The organism is Bacillus aerolatus (genome assembly GCF_009183655.1).
In the GTDB taxonomy this organism is placed as follows: domain Bacteria; phylum Bacillota; class Bacilli; order Bacillales; family Domibacillaceae; genus Pseudobacillus; species Pseudobacillus aerolatus.
On sequence record NZ_WEIO01000001.1, the window covers coordinates 534,295 to 549,403 of the forward strand.

At 38.7% G+C, this 15,109-nt stretch carries 16 protein-coding genes; 12 read left to right on the plus strand and 4 right to left on the minus strand.

The window, feature by feature from the left end; translation table 11 throughout:
• Window positions 1–218: 218 nt before the first annotated feature.
• From F9802_RS02915 to F9802_RS19510, 5 genes are all read left to right on the plus strand, one after another.
• Window positions 219–1,880, plus strand: a complete 1,662-nt coding sequence (locus tag F9802_RS02915) for a multicopper oxidase family protein (RefSeq protein ID WP_191991752.1) — start codon at window positions 219–221, stop codon at window positions 1,878–1,880.
• Between the two features lie 137 nt (window positions 1,881–2,017).
• Window positions 2,018–3,403: a sensor histidine kinase gene (locus tag F9802_RS02920; RefSeq protein ID WP_318636092.1), complete on the plus strand. Its 1,386-nt coding sequence runs from the start codon at window positions 2,018–2,020 to the stop codon at window positions 3,401–3,403.
• Window positions 3,400–4,077, plus strand: a complete 678-nt coding sequence (locus F9802_RS02925; protein ID WP_152149613.1) for a response regulator transcription factor — start codon at window positions 3,400–3,402, stop codon at window positions 4,075–4,077. The genes F9802_RS02920 and F9802_RS02925 overlap by 4 nt, the downstream gene beginning before the upstream one ends.
• A gap of 179 nt (window positions 4,078–4,256) precedes the next feature.
• Window positions 4,257–4,847 carry a DUF1541 domain-containing protein gene (locus F9802_RS02930; RefSeq protein ID WP_152149614.1) on the plus strand — a complete coding sequence of 197 codons (591 nt, stop codon included), beginning with the start codon at window positions 4,257–4,259 and terminating at the stop codon, window positions 4,845–4,847.
• A gap of 14 nt (window positions 4,848–4,861) precedes the next feature.
• Complete coding sequence (locus F9802_RS19510) at window positions 4,862–5,023, plus strand: hypothetical protein (protein ID WP_191991737.1); 162 nt, start codon at window positions 4,862–4,864, stop codon at window positions 5,021–5,023.
• A gap of 95 nt (window positions 5,024–5,118) precedes the next feature.
• On the opposite strand, the gene F9802_RS02935 is transcribed toward F9802_RS19510, so the two are convergent.
• On the minus strand, window positions 5,119–5,526 hold the full coding sequence (locus tag F9802_RS02935) for a DUF1259 domain-containing protein (RefSeq protein WP_152149781.1): 408 nt from the start codon (window positions 5,524–5,526) through the stop codon (window positions 5,119–5,121).
• A gap of 438 nt (window positions 5,527–5,964) precedes the next feature.
• Between F9802_RS02935 and F9802_RS02940 the strand changes: the two genes are divergently transcribed.
• From F9802_RS02940 to F9802_RS02955, 4 genes are all read left to right on the plus strand, one after another.
• Window positions 5,965–7,080, plus strand: a complete 1,116-nt coding sequence (locus tag F9802_RS02940; RefSeq protein ID WP_152149615.1) for a mandelate racemase/muconate lactonizing enzyme family protein — start codon at window positions 5,965–5,967, stop codon at window positions 7,078–7,080.
• 31 nt (window positions 7,081–7,111) lie between these two features.
• Window positions 7,112–8,371, plus strand: a complete 1,260-nt coding sequence (locus tag F9802_RS02945; RefSeq protein ID WP_152149616.1) for a cytochrome P450 — start codon at window positions 7,112–7,114, stop codon at window positions 8,369–8,371.
• A 332-nt stretch (window positions 8,372–8,703) separates the two neighbouring features.
• Entirely contained in the window at window positions 8,704–8,853 is a 150-nt protein-coding gene (locus tag F9802_RS02950) for a YuzF family protein (RefSeq protein WP_263862284.1), read from the plus strand.
• Between the two features lie 333 nt (window positions 8,854–9,186).
• Window positions 9,187–10,320 carry a zinc-dependent alcohol dehydrogenase gene (locus F9802_RS02955; RefSeq protein ID WP_152149617.1) on the plus strand — a complete coding sequence of 378 codons (1,134 nt, stop codon included), beginning with the start codon at window positions 9,187–9,189 and terminating at the stop codon, window positions 10,318–10,320.
• Between the two features lie 234 nt (window positions 10,321–10,554).
• Here F9802_RS02955 and F9802_RS02960 read toward each other — a convergent pair whose 3' ends face one another.
• Window positions 10,555–10,911 (minus strand): DUF2512 family protein, encoded by a 357-nt coding sequence (locus tag F9802_RS02960; protein ID WP_225435173.1) that lies wholly within the window; start codon window positions 10,909–10,911, stop codon window positions 10,555–10,557.
• Between the two features lie 349 nt (window positions 10,912–11,260).
• On the opposite strand from F9802_RS02960, the gene F9802_RS19515 reads away from it, so the two are divergent.
• Window positions 11,261–11,428, plus strand: coding sequence for a hypothetical protein (locus tag F9802_RS19515; protein ID WP_191991753.1), 168 nt, complete (start codon window positions 11,261–11,263; stop codon window positions 11,426–11,428).
• Window positions 11,429–11,643: 215 nt separating this feature from the next.
• On the opposite strand, the gene F9802_RS19875 is transcribed toward F9802_RS19515, so the two are convergent.
• Window positions 11,644–11,802 carry a hypothetical protein gene (locus tag F9802_RS19875; protein ID WP_225435174.1) on the minus strand — a complete coding sequence of 53 codons (159 nt, stop codon included), beginning with the start codon at window positions 11,800–11,802 and terminating at the stop codon, window positions 11,644–11,646.
• 7 nt (window positions 11,803–11,809) lie between these two features.
• Window positions 11,810–12,145, minus strand: a complete 336-nt coding sequence (locus F9802_RS02965; protein WP_225435175.1) for a TerC family protein — start codon at window positions 12,143–12,145, stop codon at window positions 11,810–11,812.
• A gap of 317 nt (window positions 12,146–12,462) precedes the next feature.
• On the opposite strand from F9802_RS02965, the gene F9802_RS02970 reads away from it, so the two are divergent.
• Window positions 12,463–13,146: a DUF421 domain-containing protein gene (locus F9802_RS02970; protein WP_152149783.1), complete on the plus strand. Its 684-nt coding sequence runs from the start codon at window positions 12,463–12,465 to the stop codon at window positions 13,144–13,146.
• Window positions 13,147–13,868: 722 nt separating this feature from the next.
• Complete coding sequence (locus tag F9802_RS02980) at window positions 13,869–14,942, plus strand: sulfite oxidase (protein ID WP_318636093.1); 1,074 nt, start codon at window positions 13,869–13,871, stop codon at window positions 14,940–14,942.
• Window positions 14,943–15,109: the final 167 nt, after the last annotated feature.

Consider the following 15,109-nt stretch of genomic DNA (forward strand, 5'->3'; position numbering starts at 1 on the left):
TTGCTTCCTGCACATGCAAATTAAGGAAACAAGTGATTCGAGCAAAAATAACTTCTGTTGCCCAAAAATTCACACGCTTGAGTCACTCTTATGAGTTATACAGGAGATAAGGATGTCACATGTTAAAGTTTAGTGATTTTTAATTGTAATAACGAAAGGATGTAATTGCATTGGGTAATAAGATAAATCCGTCGGATCCAAATACGATCCCGAAGTTTATGGATGAACTAAAAAAACCGCCCGTTGCCCGGCCTGTTCCCCGTTCTGGCTATCCTGAAGGCTCTTATTATGAAATTGAAATGAAAGAAGCAATACACCGATTCCATAGGGATTTTCCTAAAACACGAATTTGGGGGTATGATGGAATCAGCCCTGGACCAACCATTGAGGCAATGAAGAGCAAAACCACTTATATAAAATATGTGAATAAGCTCCCATGCAAACACTTTCTTCCAATTGACCGTACTCTTCATTCAAGTATTGATACACCGGACGTACGGACTGTCGTTCATCTTCACGGGGCGAATGTAGACTGGGAGAGCGACGGCCACCCCGAGGCGTGGTATACGCAAAATTATGAAATGACAGGCCCGACTTTTAAGAGAAAGGTACACGCCTATACAAACCACCAGCCGGGAGCGACACTTTGGTATCATGATCATGCGATGTCGCTTACAAGATTAAATGTTTATGCGGGACTTGCGGGCTTTTATCTGCTTCGCGACTCTCTTGAAGAAAGGTTGCAGCTTCCATCTGGGAGATACGAAATTCCTTTAATGATCCAAGATCGGTCATTTAATGAAGATGGCTCTCTTTTTTATCCTGATACCCCTCCATTTCCTGTATCCGTCCATCCGTCCATCACACCTGGTGTAGTTGGAAATACGATTGTAGTAAACGGGAAAATATGGCCTTATCTTAGGGTAGAACCAAGAAAGTACCGTTTTCGGATTCTTAACGCTTCTAATAGAAGAGGCTATGTATTAAGCTTATCCAACGAAAATGCGTTTTTCCAGATCGGCACGGATGGAGGACTTCTTACTCAGCCTATGGAGCTTTCCTCTGTTGAATTGCTTCCGGCTGAACGGACAGATATTATTATTGATTTCTCCGGCATGGAGGGGCAACAGTTTACATTGAGAAATACCGATACAGAATTTCCAGGTGAACACACAAGCGGTGTAATGCAACTTAGGGTCGATCTTCCTTTAAGGGGAAAAGATGAAAGCCAAATTCCACAAACGTTATATCCGGAAATGGAGCTGCACGATCATCACGCCCATATTATAAGGGATTTGCCTCTGACCGTTTCCAGAGATCGGTACGGACGGCCAATGCTGATGCTAAACGATCGAATGTATCATGACCCGGCTTCTGAAAAACCATCACTCGATAGCATTGAAATATGGAATTTTATCAACTTAACCCGGATTCCGCATCCTATCCATGTTCATTTGGTTCAGTTTAAAATTCTCGAGCGGCGTCCTTTCAATGTGGAGCGTTACCAAAATGAAGGGGTTCTTGAGTGGACGGGACCGGCAGAGGAACCTCGAGACTATGAACGCGGCTGGAAGGACGTTGTGAAGGTCGACATTGGAATGGTAACCAAAATTATTATGCATTTTAAAGAACATATAGGGAATTACATCTGGCACTGCCATTTCCTTGAACATGAAGACCATGATATGATGAGACCTATTCGGATTATTGAAGATGCCCACCCTGTGCAGCTTCCTCATGCCAAAGATACACATACGGATCCTGTCTCAGACAGTCCTGCACAAGACAATATTGAGCCGGAAAATGCCACACCAGCCAGATCCGAACCAGACAAACCTGTACCAGATAGCCCTCCATCTGATGATTCTTCTTCTAATTAATATGATAAACCCAACATCAAAGCAAAAGGCACTGTTCATTTATTGAGCGGTGTCTTATTTTTTAATAAAAACTCCTTGAAAACTGCACAAATTATCGCGTTTTATTAAGTATGATAGAAAGAGTAATTAGAAAAGCGGTGATAACGATTAATAAAATAACCTTAAAACTAGGTCTCTGGTTTTTCTTTGTGATGATGATGATTGAAGTCTGCTTATTCTTTGTTTTGCATACTGGCCTTGTAGAAAGCCGGGTAGAAGAAGAATTAAGTGCGCTGCTTGCAAGGGGGAACAGTCATAGAGAGGTTCTTGAAGACTTATATAACACGGAAACTCTGCACCATATTGCTCTTATGGAATTAAAAGCTGATACAGAGGTAATTATCACAGACGGCAAACAAAATATTATTATTAGTTCCTCCAAGGTAGACAATGGAGAGAAGAAAATTGTATCTAAAAAGCTAGAAAACGTTCCCCGTGATGGGAAAATCCTGGAGAGAAGATGGAAAAATGAGAAGTATATTTCCACTGTCAGCCCTTATTCAGTAAATGGACACCAAAATGGATACGTTTATATGTTTAAAAGTACGGATCAGGTACAAAGGCTAATTTCAAAATTAAACCAGCATTTTTTATTGGCAGCGGCTGTAACTATTATACTTTTAATTGTAACGATTCTGTTCTTATCAAGGGCTTTGACAACTCCTCTTATTCAAATGAAAAGAGCTACAGAGAAGTTGAGCAAGGGTAATTTTTCCGTTCAGCTGCCAGATAGGGGAGAAGACGAGCTGGGTGAATTATCGCGATCAATAACTATTCTTGCCCAAGACTTAAAGCACTTGAAAGAACAAAGAAACGATTTTTTATCTAGTATTTCTCACGAGTTGAGAACACCGTTAACTTATATCAAAGGATATGCGGATGTGGCTAGACGAAGGAACATTGCGGATAAAGATAGAGAACGTTATCTCGACATTATTTATGAAGAATCTGAAAAATTATCGAATATGATGAAGGATTTATTTGATTTAGCCAAAATGGACCAAAATACTTTTGTTATTCATCAGGAGAAAGTACAGATATGCTTCTATTTACGAGGCATTTGTGAAAAGATGATGCCAGCCTTTAAGGAAAAAGACATAAACCTTGAAATTAATTGCAATGAAAATATGTATGTTTTAATCGATCCTATGAGATTTGAACAAGTTTTTTTGAATTTATTTGATAATGCCATTAAATACTCAGATCCACATACTAAAACAAGCGTTCTTGTTAAAAGAGAAAAGGAAAATGTTTTAATCGAAGTCAAAGATGAGGGGCGTGGAATTCCTGGAGAAGACATACCTTTTATATTTGAGCGGTTGTACAGGGTGGATAAATCCCGTTCCAGAGATTTTGGAGGGACAGGTTTGGGATTGTCGATTGCAAAAGAGCTCGTAGAAGCACATCAAGGCCGAATTGAGGTGAAAAGTGGGCTCGGTAAAGGGAGCACGTTTTTGATTTTGATAGAGGAGATGACAGAATGAAAACAATACTGCTTGTAGATGATGAAGCAAAAATGCTTGATTTATTAAGCATTTACTTATCACCAAATTATCGGTGTATCAAAGTAAATTCAGGCTTGAAAGCCATTACGTACATAAAAAGTGATCCTATCGATTTAATTTTGTTAGATGTTATGATGCCGGAATTGGATGGATGGGACACATGCAGACAAATTAGAGAATTTTCGGATGTTCCGATCATTATGTTAACAGCTAGAAATGAGAAAGCGGATGTGGTAAAAGGATTGCAAATAGGTGCGGATGACTATGTGACAAAACCGTTCGATGAAGCAGAGCTGCTTGCAAGAATAGATGCTGTATTCAGGAGAGTGAAAAGCGAAAGCAACATAAAAATTGAATTTAAAGGGCTTTTGTGGGATGGAGCAGCTCATGAATTAATGTATAAAGGACAGCCCATTCAAATCACTCCAAAAGAGTTTTCCTTACTCGGATTATTATTGAAAAACCGAAATAAAGTCTTTTCGAGACCGAATTTACTTGAAAGCATTTGGGGAAATGAAGCATTTACGGAAGACAGAACGATTGATTCTCATGTGCGAAATATTCGTGATAAACTTAGACAAGCAAATTTTCCTGTCGATCAATACCTTTCAACCGTTTGGGGGATTGGATATAAGTGGGTGAGTAAAGAATAGTAAGTTATAAGAATGGAGAGTTGATAATAGTTGTCTCAAAGAATGGGGACTATATAATTGGGGACCTGGAAACAGAGTGAACAACACGCTCTGTTTTTTTATTTCCATTGGCCTTACTCCATACTTTCTGCAAATTTCCTTGATATGATTGTGGACAAACGTCAAAGGAGGATATTTCTATGCGGAAAAAACCGGTAATACTCTCATTATTTGCAGCCCTTTTCTTAGTACTGGGAGCCTGCTCCAACGATAATGGCGAAAGCACAGACAACAGAGAGAGCACGGAAAGTACAGAAAACACTACAGATATGGAAGGCATGAATCATGGTGATATGAACCATTCCAGTTCAGGCGAAGTTCCCGAAAGTTTGAAAGTGGCGGAAAATCCAACTTATGAAGTGGGAAGTCAAGCGATTCTGAAAACAGATCACATGAAAGGGATGAAAGGTGCTAAAGCAACGATCGTGGGTGCTTATGATACTATAGCCTATGTTGTTTCCTATAATCCGACAACTGGTGGAGAAAGAGTAGAAAATCATAAATGGGTAATTCATGAAGAGGTTAAAGAAGCTGATGACGAAGTTTTAGAACCGGGAACAAAAGTTACTTTAGAGGCCGATCATATGCAAGGGATGAATGGTGCTGCCGCTGAAATCGAATCAGCTGAAGAAACAACTGTGTATATGGTAGATTATACTCCTGCCACTGGCGGAGAAAAAGTGAAAAACCATAAATGGGTGACAGAAAGTGAATTGTCAGCTGCTGAATAAAGTTTGCACAAAAAATGAAAATGGAGATGGGCAACTTTATTGGTGGCATTAATATACCTTTAGAGGAATATGTGCAAGATGGTTTTTACACGATTCACGAAACCGTTGATTTATCAACGATGTATAAAAACTATATTATAAAAAACACAAAAAGCGAACGCCTTGTGTATACATAAGGAATTCGCTTTTTTCATACTTTCTAAAGTTACGATTATGTTAAATAGAAATGAATGGGATATACAATGCTATAGCTCTATAGGGAATAATTTTCTTACCCTTTTAATACTTTAAATGCTTCTCTTACTTTTCTAGCAAATTGTAGTGGAGGTTCAATTGATTCAAAGTGCATGTACATTGCCCTAGGTTCTTCAAATAACCAGTGATTATGAACAGCAGTAACGATAATGTCTCGTTTTCGAAGTTCCGTTAATAAGGGGTTAACTTCTTCCTGTAATAGAACGGTTTCGCCTAAGTTTAACGCATTACCTTTTCTATCTAAATTTTCAAAAGTAAAAAATTGAGGAACAACTAGTGGAGAGTTTGTTTCACGTCCAAGAATAGTAAAGTTAATATCACGAAACTTTTGTACTAAACAAACTCCATTTTCATCAAGGCTTCCATTCCCATCGAGTATCCTAGCAAATTCTTGACACAGTCTTTTTAACTTGTCCCAACTCATCATATAACCTCCCTTCTTATTTTTCATTAAAAGGTATTATTTTTCCTTTGCTATTACACTATGTTTTATCTTCTAACTTTGATTGGACAAGAGTCTAAGAACAGTGATTTTTTTGCTGCTTAAAAGCTTTAATTATGTAAAATAGGCAAACAAAGAAATACGCTTTTCTTATTCCGTAAAGAACATGAAGAAGATTTAACTAGCAGCAATATATAAATAGAAGGAACTAGTGATTTATCGGGGGAGAAGACGTTGATGTTGAGGCTTCAAGACTTTTTTAGATACCTACTACCTGAACTTCCTTTCCCAAATGTGGATTTTATCACTAAAAAGCCAAAGCAAAATGCCTCTTAAATAAATATGGTTATTCTGAAACAAAGCTCCTTTAATAGGCAATACTATTTAGGAGTTTTTTATTGCAAAAAAAGGTGTGAACATATGAAAATCCAAAAAATCGAAACCTACCCCTTATTCTATAAGCTGCCTCAGCCATATGGGGATGCAAATGGCTACAAACATTACCGGTCCTGCTATCTTATCCGGATCATCACGGAATCAGGTGCAGATGGCTGGGGGGAGTGCGTTGACTGGCTGCCGGCCCTAGACATCGGATTTAAAGAGAGAATTATTCCTTTCTTAACTGGAAAAAAGGCAACTGACCGGCTGAAGCTTGTCGGCACTGTGAAAAAGTGGCACCAGCGTGCAGCCACGGCTGTTAGTATGGCTTTAACCGAGATTGTCGCCAAGTCCGCCCATCTTCCTGTCTGTGAGCTGTGGGGAGGAAGCTTCAGAAGCAGCATTCCGGTTTATGCTTCGTTCCAGTCTTATTCGGATCACCCGGATTGGATCAGGCATTCTCTCAGCATAACGGAAGAAAGTGTTTCAAACGGATTTGGAAAAATGAAAGTCAAGATAGGAGGCAGGGCATTCAAGGAAGACATGGAGCATATCGAAGCTCTCCAGAAAACCGTCGGAGAGGGGGCGGAAATTATCCTGGATGCCAATCAAAGCTATGATTTGGCAGCCTCCCGAAAGTGGGAGAGGTGCTTTTCCAAATGGACAAATGTTTTGTGGCTGGAAGAGCCCATGCCAATGGATCAGATTCAGGATTATCAGATGCTGCGAGCCAACCTGTCCATTCCTGTTGCCGGCGGGGAAAACATCAAAAGTGCAAAGCAATTTCTACCCCTGCTGACGAAAAAGTCAATTGATATCATTCAACCGGATATCATGCATGAAAATGGAATAGACGATTTTTTCGACACTTTAAAGCTTGCACGCCATTTTGGAATCCGTGTTTCCCCCCATAGCTATGACGGAGTGATAACGCGCCTATATACCTTGTTTTTCCAGGCCAGCCTGAAGCCATGGAGCAAAATGAGGGAGGATGCTATTGAGCCGGTCGAGTGGGATGCGATGGAGAACCCTTTCTCGGAGCTCCTTCCTGTCAAGCCGGTGAATGGAAACGTCCACATTCCCCAGGGAGAGGGAATTGGAGTTGAAGTGAATATGGATTTGATTAAAAAATACCTTTGGGACGGATCTTCCTATTAACTAACACTCATGAAAAATGGAGCTGAATCAGATGTCAAATACAAATCAAATGCCTCGGGAAGAAGGAATAGATCATAGCTTGAGTCTTATGAGAGAAGGATATATGTACATTTTGAACAGACGTCACAGTTTTAATTCTGATATTTTCGAGACTCGATTGCTTGGAAAGAAAGCGATCTGCATGGGAGGAAAGGAAGCTGCGGAAGTTTTTTATGATACTGAGAAATTCAAAAGGAAAAATGCAGCACCAAACCGGGTGGTACAAACATTGTTTGGCAAGAATGGTGTTCAGTCGTTAGATGGCCAGAACCATAAACATCGCAAGGAAATGTTTATGTCGATCATGTCTCCTAACGGACTTGAAAAGCTCACCAGCATTACAAAAAAACAGTGGGAGATAGCAGTGGATAAATGGAGACAGATGGACAAGGTGATTCTTTATGAAGAAGTACAGGAAATTATGTGCAGGACAGCCTGTCAGTGGGCAGGTGTAACAATACAAGAAGACGAGGTTAAGAGGCTGACAAAAGATTTGGGGGCGATGTTCGAGTCGGCTGCTGCAATTGGCCCAAATCATTGGCTAGGGAGGAATGCACGGAATCGCGTGGAAAAGTGGATCGGAGAACTTATTGATAGGGTTCGTGATGGGAAAGTGAATCCTCCTGAAAATACCACATTACACAGATTTGCCTGGTATCGTGACCTGGAAGGAAATCTTCTGGATACCGATACCGCTGCTGTAGAAGTGATCAATATTTTGAGACCGATTGCGGCGATCGCTATATTCATCAATTTCATTGCGCTGGCAGTGCACCATTACCCGGAAGAAAGGGAGAAGCTCACATCCGGCGATGAAAAGCATGCTCAGATGTTTATACAGGAAGTTCGTCGTTTTTATCCGTTTTTTCCGTTTGTCGCGGCGCTAGTAAAAAAAGATTTCACCTGGAACGGCTATAAATTTGAAGAAGGCACATTAACTTTGCTGGATCTTTACGGAACAAATCATGACCCTGAAATTTGGGAAAATCCTGATGTGTTTAGTCCGGAGCGGTTTGCCAAATGGGAAGGAAGCCCTTTCAGCTTTATTCCGCAGGGTGGTGGTGATTATTTTATGGGACACCGCTGTGCTGGGGAGTGGGTTACCATTGAAGTCATGAAAGTGAGTCTTGATTATCTAGCGAATCGAATAGATTACGAAGTTCCTGACCAGGATTTAAGTTTCAGCATGGTCAGCATGCCAAGTATTCCCCATAGTAAAGTAGTGATCAAAAATGTTAGGAGGAGAATATAATTTCATATCTACTCCACTCAATTATTGTGAGTAATTAATGAGACATTATCATATTTGACATAGATGAGAGTATCATGAATACATTATCCCTCTTCAGCATAAATATTGAAATAATGTTGATATAGGGGGGGGAATTTGAGTACAGGCACAGACGGGGAAAGAGGCAAGGCTCACGGAGTTCAAAAACCTATCGATCAGCCGGGTTATGTCAATCAACTGCCCGCAATGCATACTCAGATATATCCGATTAGGGGGGGCCTCAGCCTACCGAATATGTTACGCATTTAGACCCGGTATTTGTGCAACACTTAAGCAGGCACCAAGGTCAAAAGATGGCATTAATGACGACGGCAGGTAGAATTGAAGGTATAAATGCTGGAGTAGCCGTAGATCACATTCAAATGAACTTGGAAGATCGTTCTCTACACATACGAATATCACAAATCGTTTATTTTGAAGGACCCCTGGCCTCCTATCGATAAGAAATCAATTAAAACGCCTTGTCTAAGACAAGGCGTTTTATGCGCGTGTGGCTGGCAGCATTATACATATGCGGATTCAGGTCCTGTCTGCGGCCGAGACATTTCTCAATATGCTAGTAGATCATAACTCCGAGTCCTCGATAACGTGATATCCCCCGTTCTTTCGATTTTTGAATAAAAATCTACATATAATCAGAAAATGAGACTATATGACGGAAAAGGGTACTTAAATTCCGTTGGAGTTTGATTAAGCTTTTAGAATTCTTTATTAAGATAGTAACATTTGGAACCCATAATTGTTCTATATTTTTTTAAAAATGTTAGGAGGACATCATGAGAGCTGTCACATACCAGGGAAAACATGAAATTGCCGTAAAACAAGTAGAAGCACCAAAGATACAAGACCGCGAAGATGTTATCATAAGAGTGACTTCAACAGCTATATGCGGTTCAGATCTTCATTTGTATCAAGGAAATTTCCCTTTACCTATCGGTTATGTTATCGGACATGAACCGATGGGAATTGTTGAAGAAGTAGGGCCGGATGTTACAAGTGTAAAAAAGGGGGATCGTGTAGTCATTCCATTTACCGTAGCATGTGGCACATGCCAATACTGTCAACACGATTTGGAAAGTCAATGTGATAACTCTAACCCCCACTATGATTCAGGCGGCTACTTAGGATATTCTGAAAAATTCGGTAATTACCCCGGTGGACAAGCTGAGTATTTACGGGTCCCTTTTGGCAACTATACCCCTTTTGTTATTCCGAAGGATTGTGAATTAGAAGATGAGTCCTTATTGTTTTTATCAGATGTACTTCCTACTGCCTACTGGAGCGTTGATCATGCGGGTGTAAAACAAGGAGATACTGTCATTGTCCTAGGCTGCGGGCCAATCGGATTAATGGCTCAACAGTTTGCCTGGGAAAAAGGAGCAGAACGTGTTATTGCAGTAGATTACATTTCAAATCGGCTCCAACACTCGAAAAAGATGAACAGGACGGAAATATTTGACTTTACCGAGTATGATGATATGGGTGAAACTTTAAAGGAATTAACAAAAGGTGGAGCAGACGTTGTGATCGATTGCGTAGGAATGGACGGGAAAAAATCTCCACTTGAGTGGGTAGAACAGAAGCTAAAGCTCCAAGGGGGAACTTTAGGTCCAATCCAGATTGCTACAAAGGCTGTACGGAAAGGTGGAACATTACAAATTACAGGTGTTTATGGCGGATTATACAATATGTTCCCATTAGGTCCCTTATTCGTTCGTAATATTACAATAAAAATGGGACAAGCACCTGCGCGCCATTATATGCCGCATTTGTACGATAAAATAAAAAATGGGGATATAGACCCTAAAAAAATCATTACTCATATTATACCGTTAGAAGATGCCTCCAAAGGATATCATATATTTAATAACAAGGAAGATAATTGTATTAAGGTTGTGTTAAAACCATGATCTAGTGCTGTCCTCTTCAACACCTTTTTAATGGGATAGTGTCAGGAAGATGCGGACTTACAGCGCTAAGGAAATTCCAATATTAAAAACCCAATTTCTCAGCGTTAAAATCGAGAAATTGGGTTTTATTCATTACTCCATTAACGTGCCGGGTTGGTGAAGAAGAAAAGCATATTTCCTTTTCGCATATATAACAAATCCTCCGAAATAGTACAAAGTAAGTCTATCAAAAAGTTAGGCCGGTGATTTTTGTGTTTTCCCAGTAGAAATTAAATATCTGTGGGTAAAGTATTCTACTACACCTAGCAAAAGCCCGATTAAAACAGCCCCTAGAAAGGTAACTGACGCATTCCAGAGAAGATTAGAGAGAAAATAAACAATCAAAACTGAGGCTGCAAAATCTGCCGCAACACTTACCCATAAAGTTCCTCTTCTTAATATGAAATATTCCATGGCCACGCCAACACCTGCAAGTATTAATCCAATAACAATCGGCTGCCACAAAGATGTATAGTCTACACCGGGAAATAAATACATAGCGATTATAACGGCAATTGGACAAGCGAAAATTTTTAATAACAAGCTAGTCAATTTTCACACCTCCCTTTTGACGTTATTTTCTCCCATAAAGTAACGGTATATTCTTAATGGCATAAACGGCCTTATATTAACGAAGGTAAACGAAATCAATAAAAGCCAGTTGGTAATAAGTCGCCCAATTAGAAGGCTAAAATTTTTAAGAATAGTTTTTTGGAAATGGCGCACTATATATCAGTGAGTAGCGCAGGCATTAAAAATAAACAAATACTTTTGGACTCTTAAGCAATAGTCCTCCGCATTTCAAAAGGATTGTTTGCTTAGATGAAACGCTGCTCTAATTTAGAATTCTTTATAGAAAGACATACGTTTTTTTATGATGAAAAACTAAGGAGGGATGAATGTGAACCAAGACAAAAGCTTTGATCGTAATAACCGTGATTTGGACAACAAAAACAACAATCGCAACAAGGAGTTAAATGTAGATAATTTCAATATTGAATTTGCTGCTGAAAACGACGCACAATTTCTTGATAACGAACATAACAAGAACAATCGCAATAATCGTTAATTAATTGTATTTAATACAGCGAGCAAAGGCCCGATATCTATATTTAAAAAAGCTACAGGTTTTAAGTGACGCATCTATTTCACTAATACGAACGGCTGCTTTAGTGAAAAAACAAATCCCGATTTATTCTTTTATTTCATAGACAAGTCGGGATTTTTATCAATAAATCTCCAATTAATTATAAGGAATAAAAATATAGTAGGGGTTTTTTATAATTATTTTTCTTTATTGGTCTCTTCTGTTTTCTCTTTAGATAAAAACCAACCACCTAAAGCAATAAGAAGCATAACTGACCAAAAGATTGACTTCCAAATTACTCCTTCGACAAAATCATGGGAAACAATGTTCACTGAAGGATGAGCAAGAGTATGCATTAATAACTTAACCCCAACCAACTAATAACATTGCGGCTTTTTCAAGACTAGGGCGTTTTGTCAACAACTTAACGAAGAATCCTGCTGCATATCGAATAACAATTAAACCTGCAATTGCACCTATTATAATAACAATAAATTTAGCGCCATCCATACCACCAATATCACCCATAGGCGTATCAGGCAAGTCAACGACAAGAGCTACTGCTGCTAAAATTGAATCGACAGCGAATGCGATATCTGCTAATGCAATTTGAGCAACAGTCATACGATAGCTTTTCCCTTTTTTCTCTTTTTCTTCGTTGGGCCTTATTTGTGCTGAACCTATTCCTAAACGAGACATGAATTTCCTCAGTAACAATGAATACTCTCCTCATTTGTTTAAGATTTTATATTTTTCTTCAATGCACTTTTCAATTAGTTTCTGACTTTGTATGACTGTTTGAAGTGCTAGTTTATCAGGCTCCTTTTATATAAAATCGAGTAAATGCTGTCCATTTTCCATACGATTACCTCCCATTAAAATACCAATAAAAAAACCTTTACCATTTTTGGTAAAGGTTTTTACATATTGTGATAAGGAAATTTAATAACTAATCGTCATCTGGTGATAATAAGATTATTTACCAGTTATGGGGTCAGATTGGAGTGTTTAGAATGATGAAGGTGATGCCTTTAACATTTGAACTTATCGTTGGATTTTTCTTATTGTTTATTCTTGTAAAGTTTGTTGGCAGAAAAATCATCACCCAGATAACGCCGTTTACTTTTATTGCTGCCATCGTGTTAGGAGAACTACTTGGAAACGCCTTATATGACCACAAAATCGGAGTAGCTTACATTATCTATTCCATGTGCTTATGGGGGCTTTTACTATTTATTGTCGAATATCTTGGCCAAAAGTCTTTATTTTTTCGAGGTGTTTTTGAAGGGAAACCAGCTGCCCTCATAAAAAACGGGATAGTCGACAGAGAAGCACTGAAAAAAAGTCGAATGAATATCAATCAACTGCAAAGTTTACTTCGGCAAAGTGAAACCTTTTCGATTCGGGAAGTTGCCTTTTGCTACCTAGAGGCAAACGGTTCAATTAGCATTTTAAAGAAATCACAGTATCAGAAAACAACGTTGGAGGATTTCAAGCTTTTAGGAAAGCCTGTTTACGTTCCTGTTACTCTCATTCGTGATGGAGAAGTATTATGGGATGAAATAAAAGATTTGGGATTTGATGAATCCTGGTTAAAGATGCAACTTTTAACACAAAGTATTTCAGATTATAAAGATGTTTTTATAGCTGAATGGTTGGAGGGAGACGGAATTTTTGTACAAACCCATACAAAAACATAAATGTAGGTTACCTAACGTACTTTCACAGCTTGCAATGGTTTCTTGCATTTTAGTTCCTACTGTCATTGCGAAGGTTCAAATCATTTTAGTCTAGTCAAACTCCTGAATTGTAGTTACGTATTGGGATAATACTTTTATAAAAATACATTTAAATGGAGTTGGTTTTTTGTCTTACTTTTGTCCTGTATGTAATGGTATGAAATCCGTAAAACATAGTTGTTCGCGATGTGGTCATCTTATGACCGATTACGGAAGGTTAACGGACTTCGATAAGTGGGATCCTTATAGCCCATATTTAGAAATTGATACAATGAAAAAATTCGATGGTATACCGGATGATTACAAGAACCATCAATGTCCACATGTCTTTATTTGTGATTCATGTGGACATTTTTCACAACAAGTTTTTGATGAAGTTAGTGATTAATATTGAAAAAGGGTTCATCTCGTTAAGCTAAATTTGTGAGGTATAAATAGTTTGATAATCGGCAAGCCCGCGCTTGATAAAATGGTTTTTTGCTGCTATTGGTTAAATACGAACTGTAGTTTCGATGTTTGGTTACATAAGCATGTTACAGATAGAGGCATGAAAAGTAGAAAGCATATAAAGGATGAGCTTAACTTTGTTTCCGTGCGTTTACCTATCATCTCCCTGTACAGAAATGGACTAGTCACTCTTTTCCATACATATAATCCAGTGAATAAAGCGAAAGGGGAAGGAAATGATGCCTTATCCACTCTATCCTTTTGTAAAACCCTATTTAATGACACGCGGTTTGCAGCCCGAAAATCAGGAAACACCTATTCAGTTTATAAAGACAGATACAATCGATTATCAGCTATTTTATAGGAGAAACCATTTTGCCTATCCGGGTTTGTCCTATTCAAATTATTGGCTTCCTATAAACGGACTGGTTAAGACAGCAAAATGCTTTTCCTTACAAGATATTCTCAGGCTGCCTTCGAAAACATTGAAGGTAGTTCTTGAATGTGCAGGAAATAAACGCAGCTTGTTTGAGCCGAAAGTATTTGGAGAGCAATGGGAAAAAGGAGCGATTAGCCAAGGATACTGGAAAGGGGTTCCTTTACGAACGCTTCTTGAGTTAGCAGGAATGAAAGAAGGCGCAAAAGAAGTGGTAGTGGAAGGATATGATTATGGAAGAAGAACGGATCTAGATACTGTTCATACTTATGCCAGAAGTTTACCTATATATAAAGCCATTCATCCCGATACGATCATTGCTTATGAATATAATAACCGCCCCATTCCTTTTAAACATGGTTATCCGCTGAGATTAATTGTTCCGCAGTGGTACGCAATGGCTTCTGTAAAATGGATTAAGCAAATCAGCGTGATTGATTCAGACTTTACTGGGCCTTTTCAATCTGTTGATTATGTTTATTATCCACATAAAGAGAATGATGAAGGGGCTTTTCCGGTTACAACTATTAAAGTTAACTCCACTATACAAAAGCCATTAAATATGGAAGTGTTGAATACCGGCAAGCATATAATCGAAGGAATTGCTTGGACCGGCAAAGGAAATATAACAAAGGTTGAGGTAAGTACTAATGGCGGAAAAACATGGACGGAAGCAAAGGTATCTCAACAAAATAAAGAAGGTTATGCTTGGTCTGCTTGGAAGTTTGAATGGTCAGTGGCAGCAAAAGGAGAATATACATTAATGGCAAAAGCAACGAATTCGTATAACCAGGAACAGCCAGCAACTCCTTTTTGGAATAGAAAAGGGTATGGTTATAATGCGATAGAAAAAATTAAGGTTAAAATTGAATAATCACTCTTCTCGGAGGGGGGGTGAAATTGTTATTATCTTAATCCGGCTGAAAAAGTAATCTAAAAGTGTTGGATTGGCTTGTGACCTCGACAGCTATGTTTTTATAAAACAAAATCCGCCCTGGCCCAGCAAAGGATTTTAAAACGTTTATTTGGCAGATACATCAG

What these genes read in the sequence shown, in the direction of transcription:
- F9802_RS02915 (WP_191991752.1), top strand. Translation starts at nt 219, where the DNA reads ATGGATGAACTAAAAAAACCGCCCGTTGCCCGGCCTGTTCCCCGTTCT.
- F9802_RS02925 (WP_152149613.1), top strand. Translation starts at nt 3,400, where the DNA reads ATGAAAACAATACTGCTTGTAGATGATGAAGCAAAAATGCTTGATTTA.
- F9802_RS02930 (WP_152149614.1), top strand. Translation starts at nt 4,257, where the DNA reads ATGCGGAAAAAACCGGTAATACTCTCATTATTTGCAGCCCTTTTCTTA.
- F9802_RS19510 (WP_191991737.1), top strand. Translation starts at nt 4,862, where the DNA reads ATGAAAATGGAGATGGGCAACTTTATTGGTGGCATTAATATACCTTTA.
- F9802_RS02935 (WP_152149781.1), bottom strand. Translation starts at nt 5,526, where the DNA reads ATGAGTTGGGACAAGTTAAAAAGACTGTGTCAAGAATTTGCTAGGATA.
- F9802_RS02940 (WP_152149615.1), top strand. Translation starts at nt 5,965, where the DNA reads ATGAAAATCCAAAAAATCGAAACCTACCCCTTATTCTATAAGCTGCCT.
- F9802_RS02945 (WP_152149616.1), top strand. Translation starts at nt 7,112, where the DNA reads ATGTCAAATACAAATCAAATGCCTCGGGAAGAAGGAATAGATCATAGC.
- F9802_RS02950 (WP_263862284.1), top strand. Translation starts at nt 8,704, where the DNA reads ATGGCATTAATGACGACGGCAGGTAGAATTGAAGGTATAAATGCTGGA.
- F9802_RS02955 (WP_152149617.1), top strand. Translation starts at nt 9,187, where the DNA reads ATGAGAGCTGTCACATACCAGGGAAAACATGAAATTGCCGTAAAACAA.
- F9802_RS19875 (WP_225435174.1), bottom strand. Translation starts at nt 11,802, where the DNA reads ATGCATACTCTTGCTCATCCTTCAGTGAACATTGTTTCCCATGATTTT.
- F9802_RS02965 (WP_225435175.1), bottom strand. Translation starts at nt 12,145, where the DNA reads ATGTCTCGTTTAGGAATAGGTTCAGCACAAATAAGGCCCAACGAAGAA.
- F9802_RS02970 (WP_152149783.1), top strand. Translation starts at nt 12,463, where the DNA reads ATGAAGGTGATGCCTTTAACATTTGAACTTATCGTTGGATTTTTCTTA.
- F9802_RS02980 (WP_318636093.1), top strand. Translation starts at nt 13,869, where the DNA reads ATGATGCCTTATCCACTCTATCCTTTTGTAAAACCCTATTTAATGACA.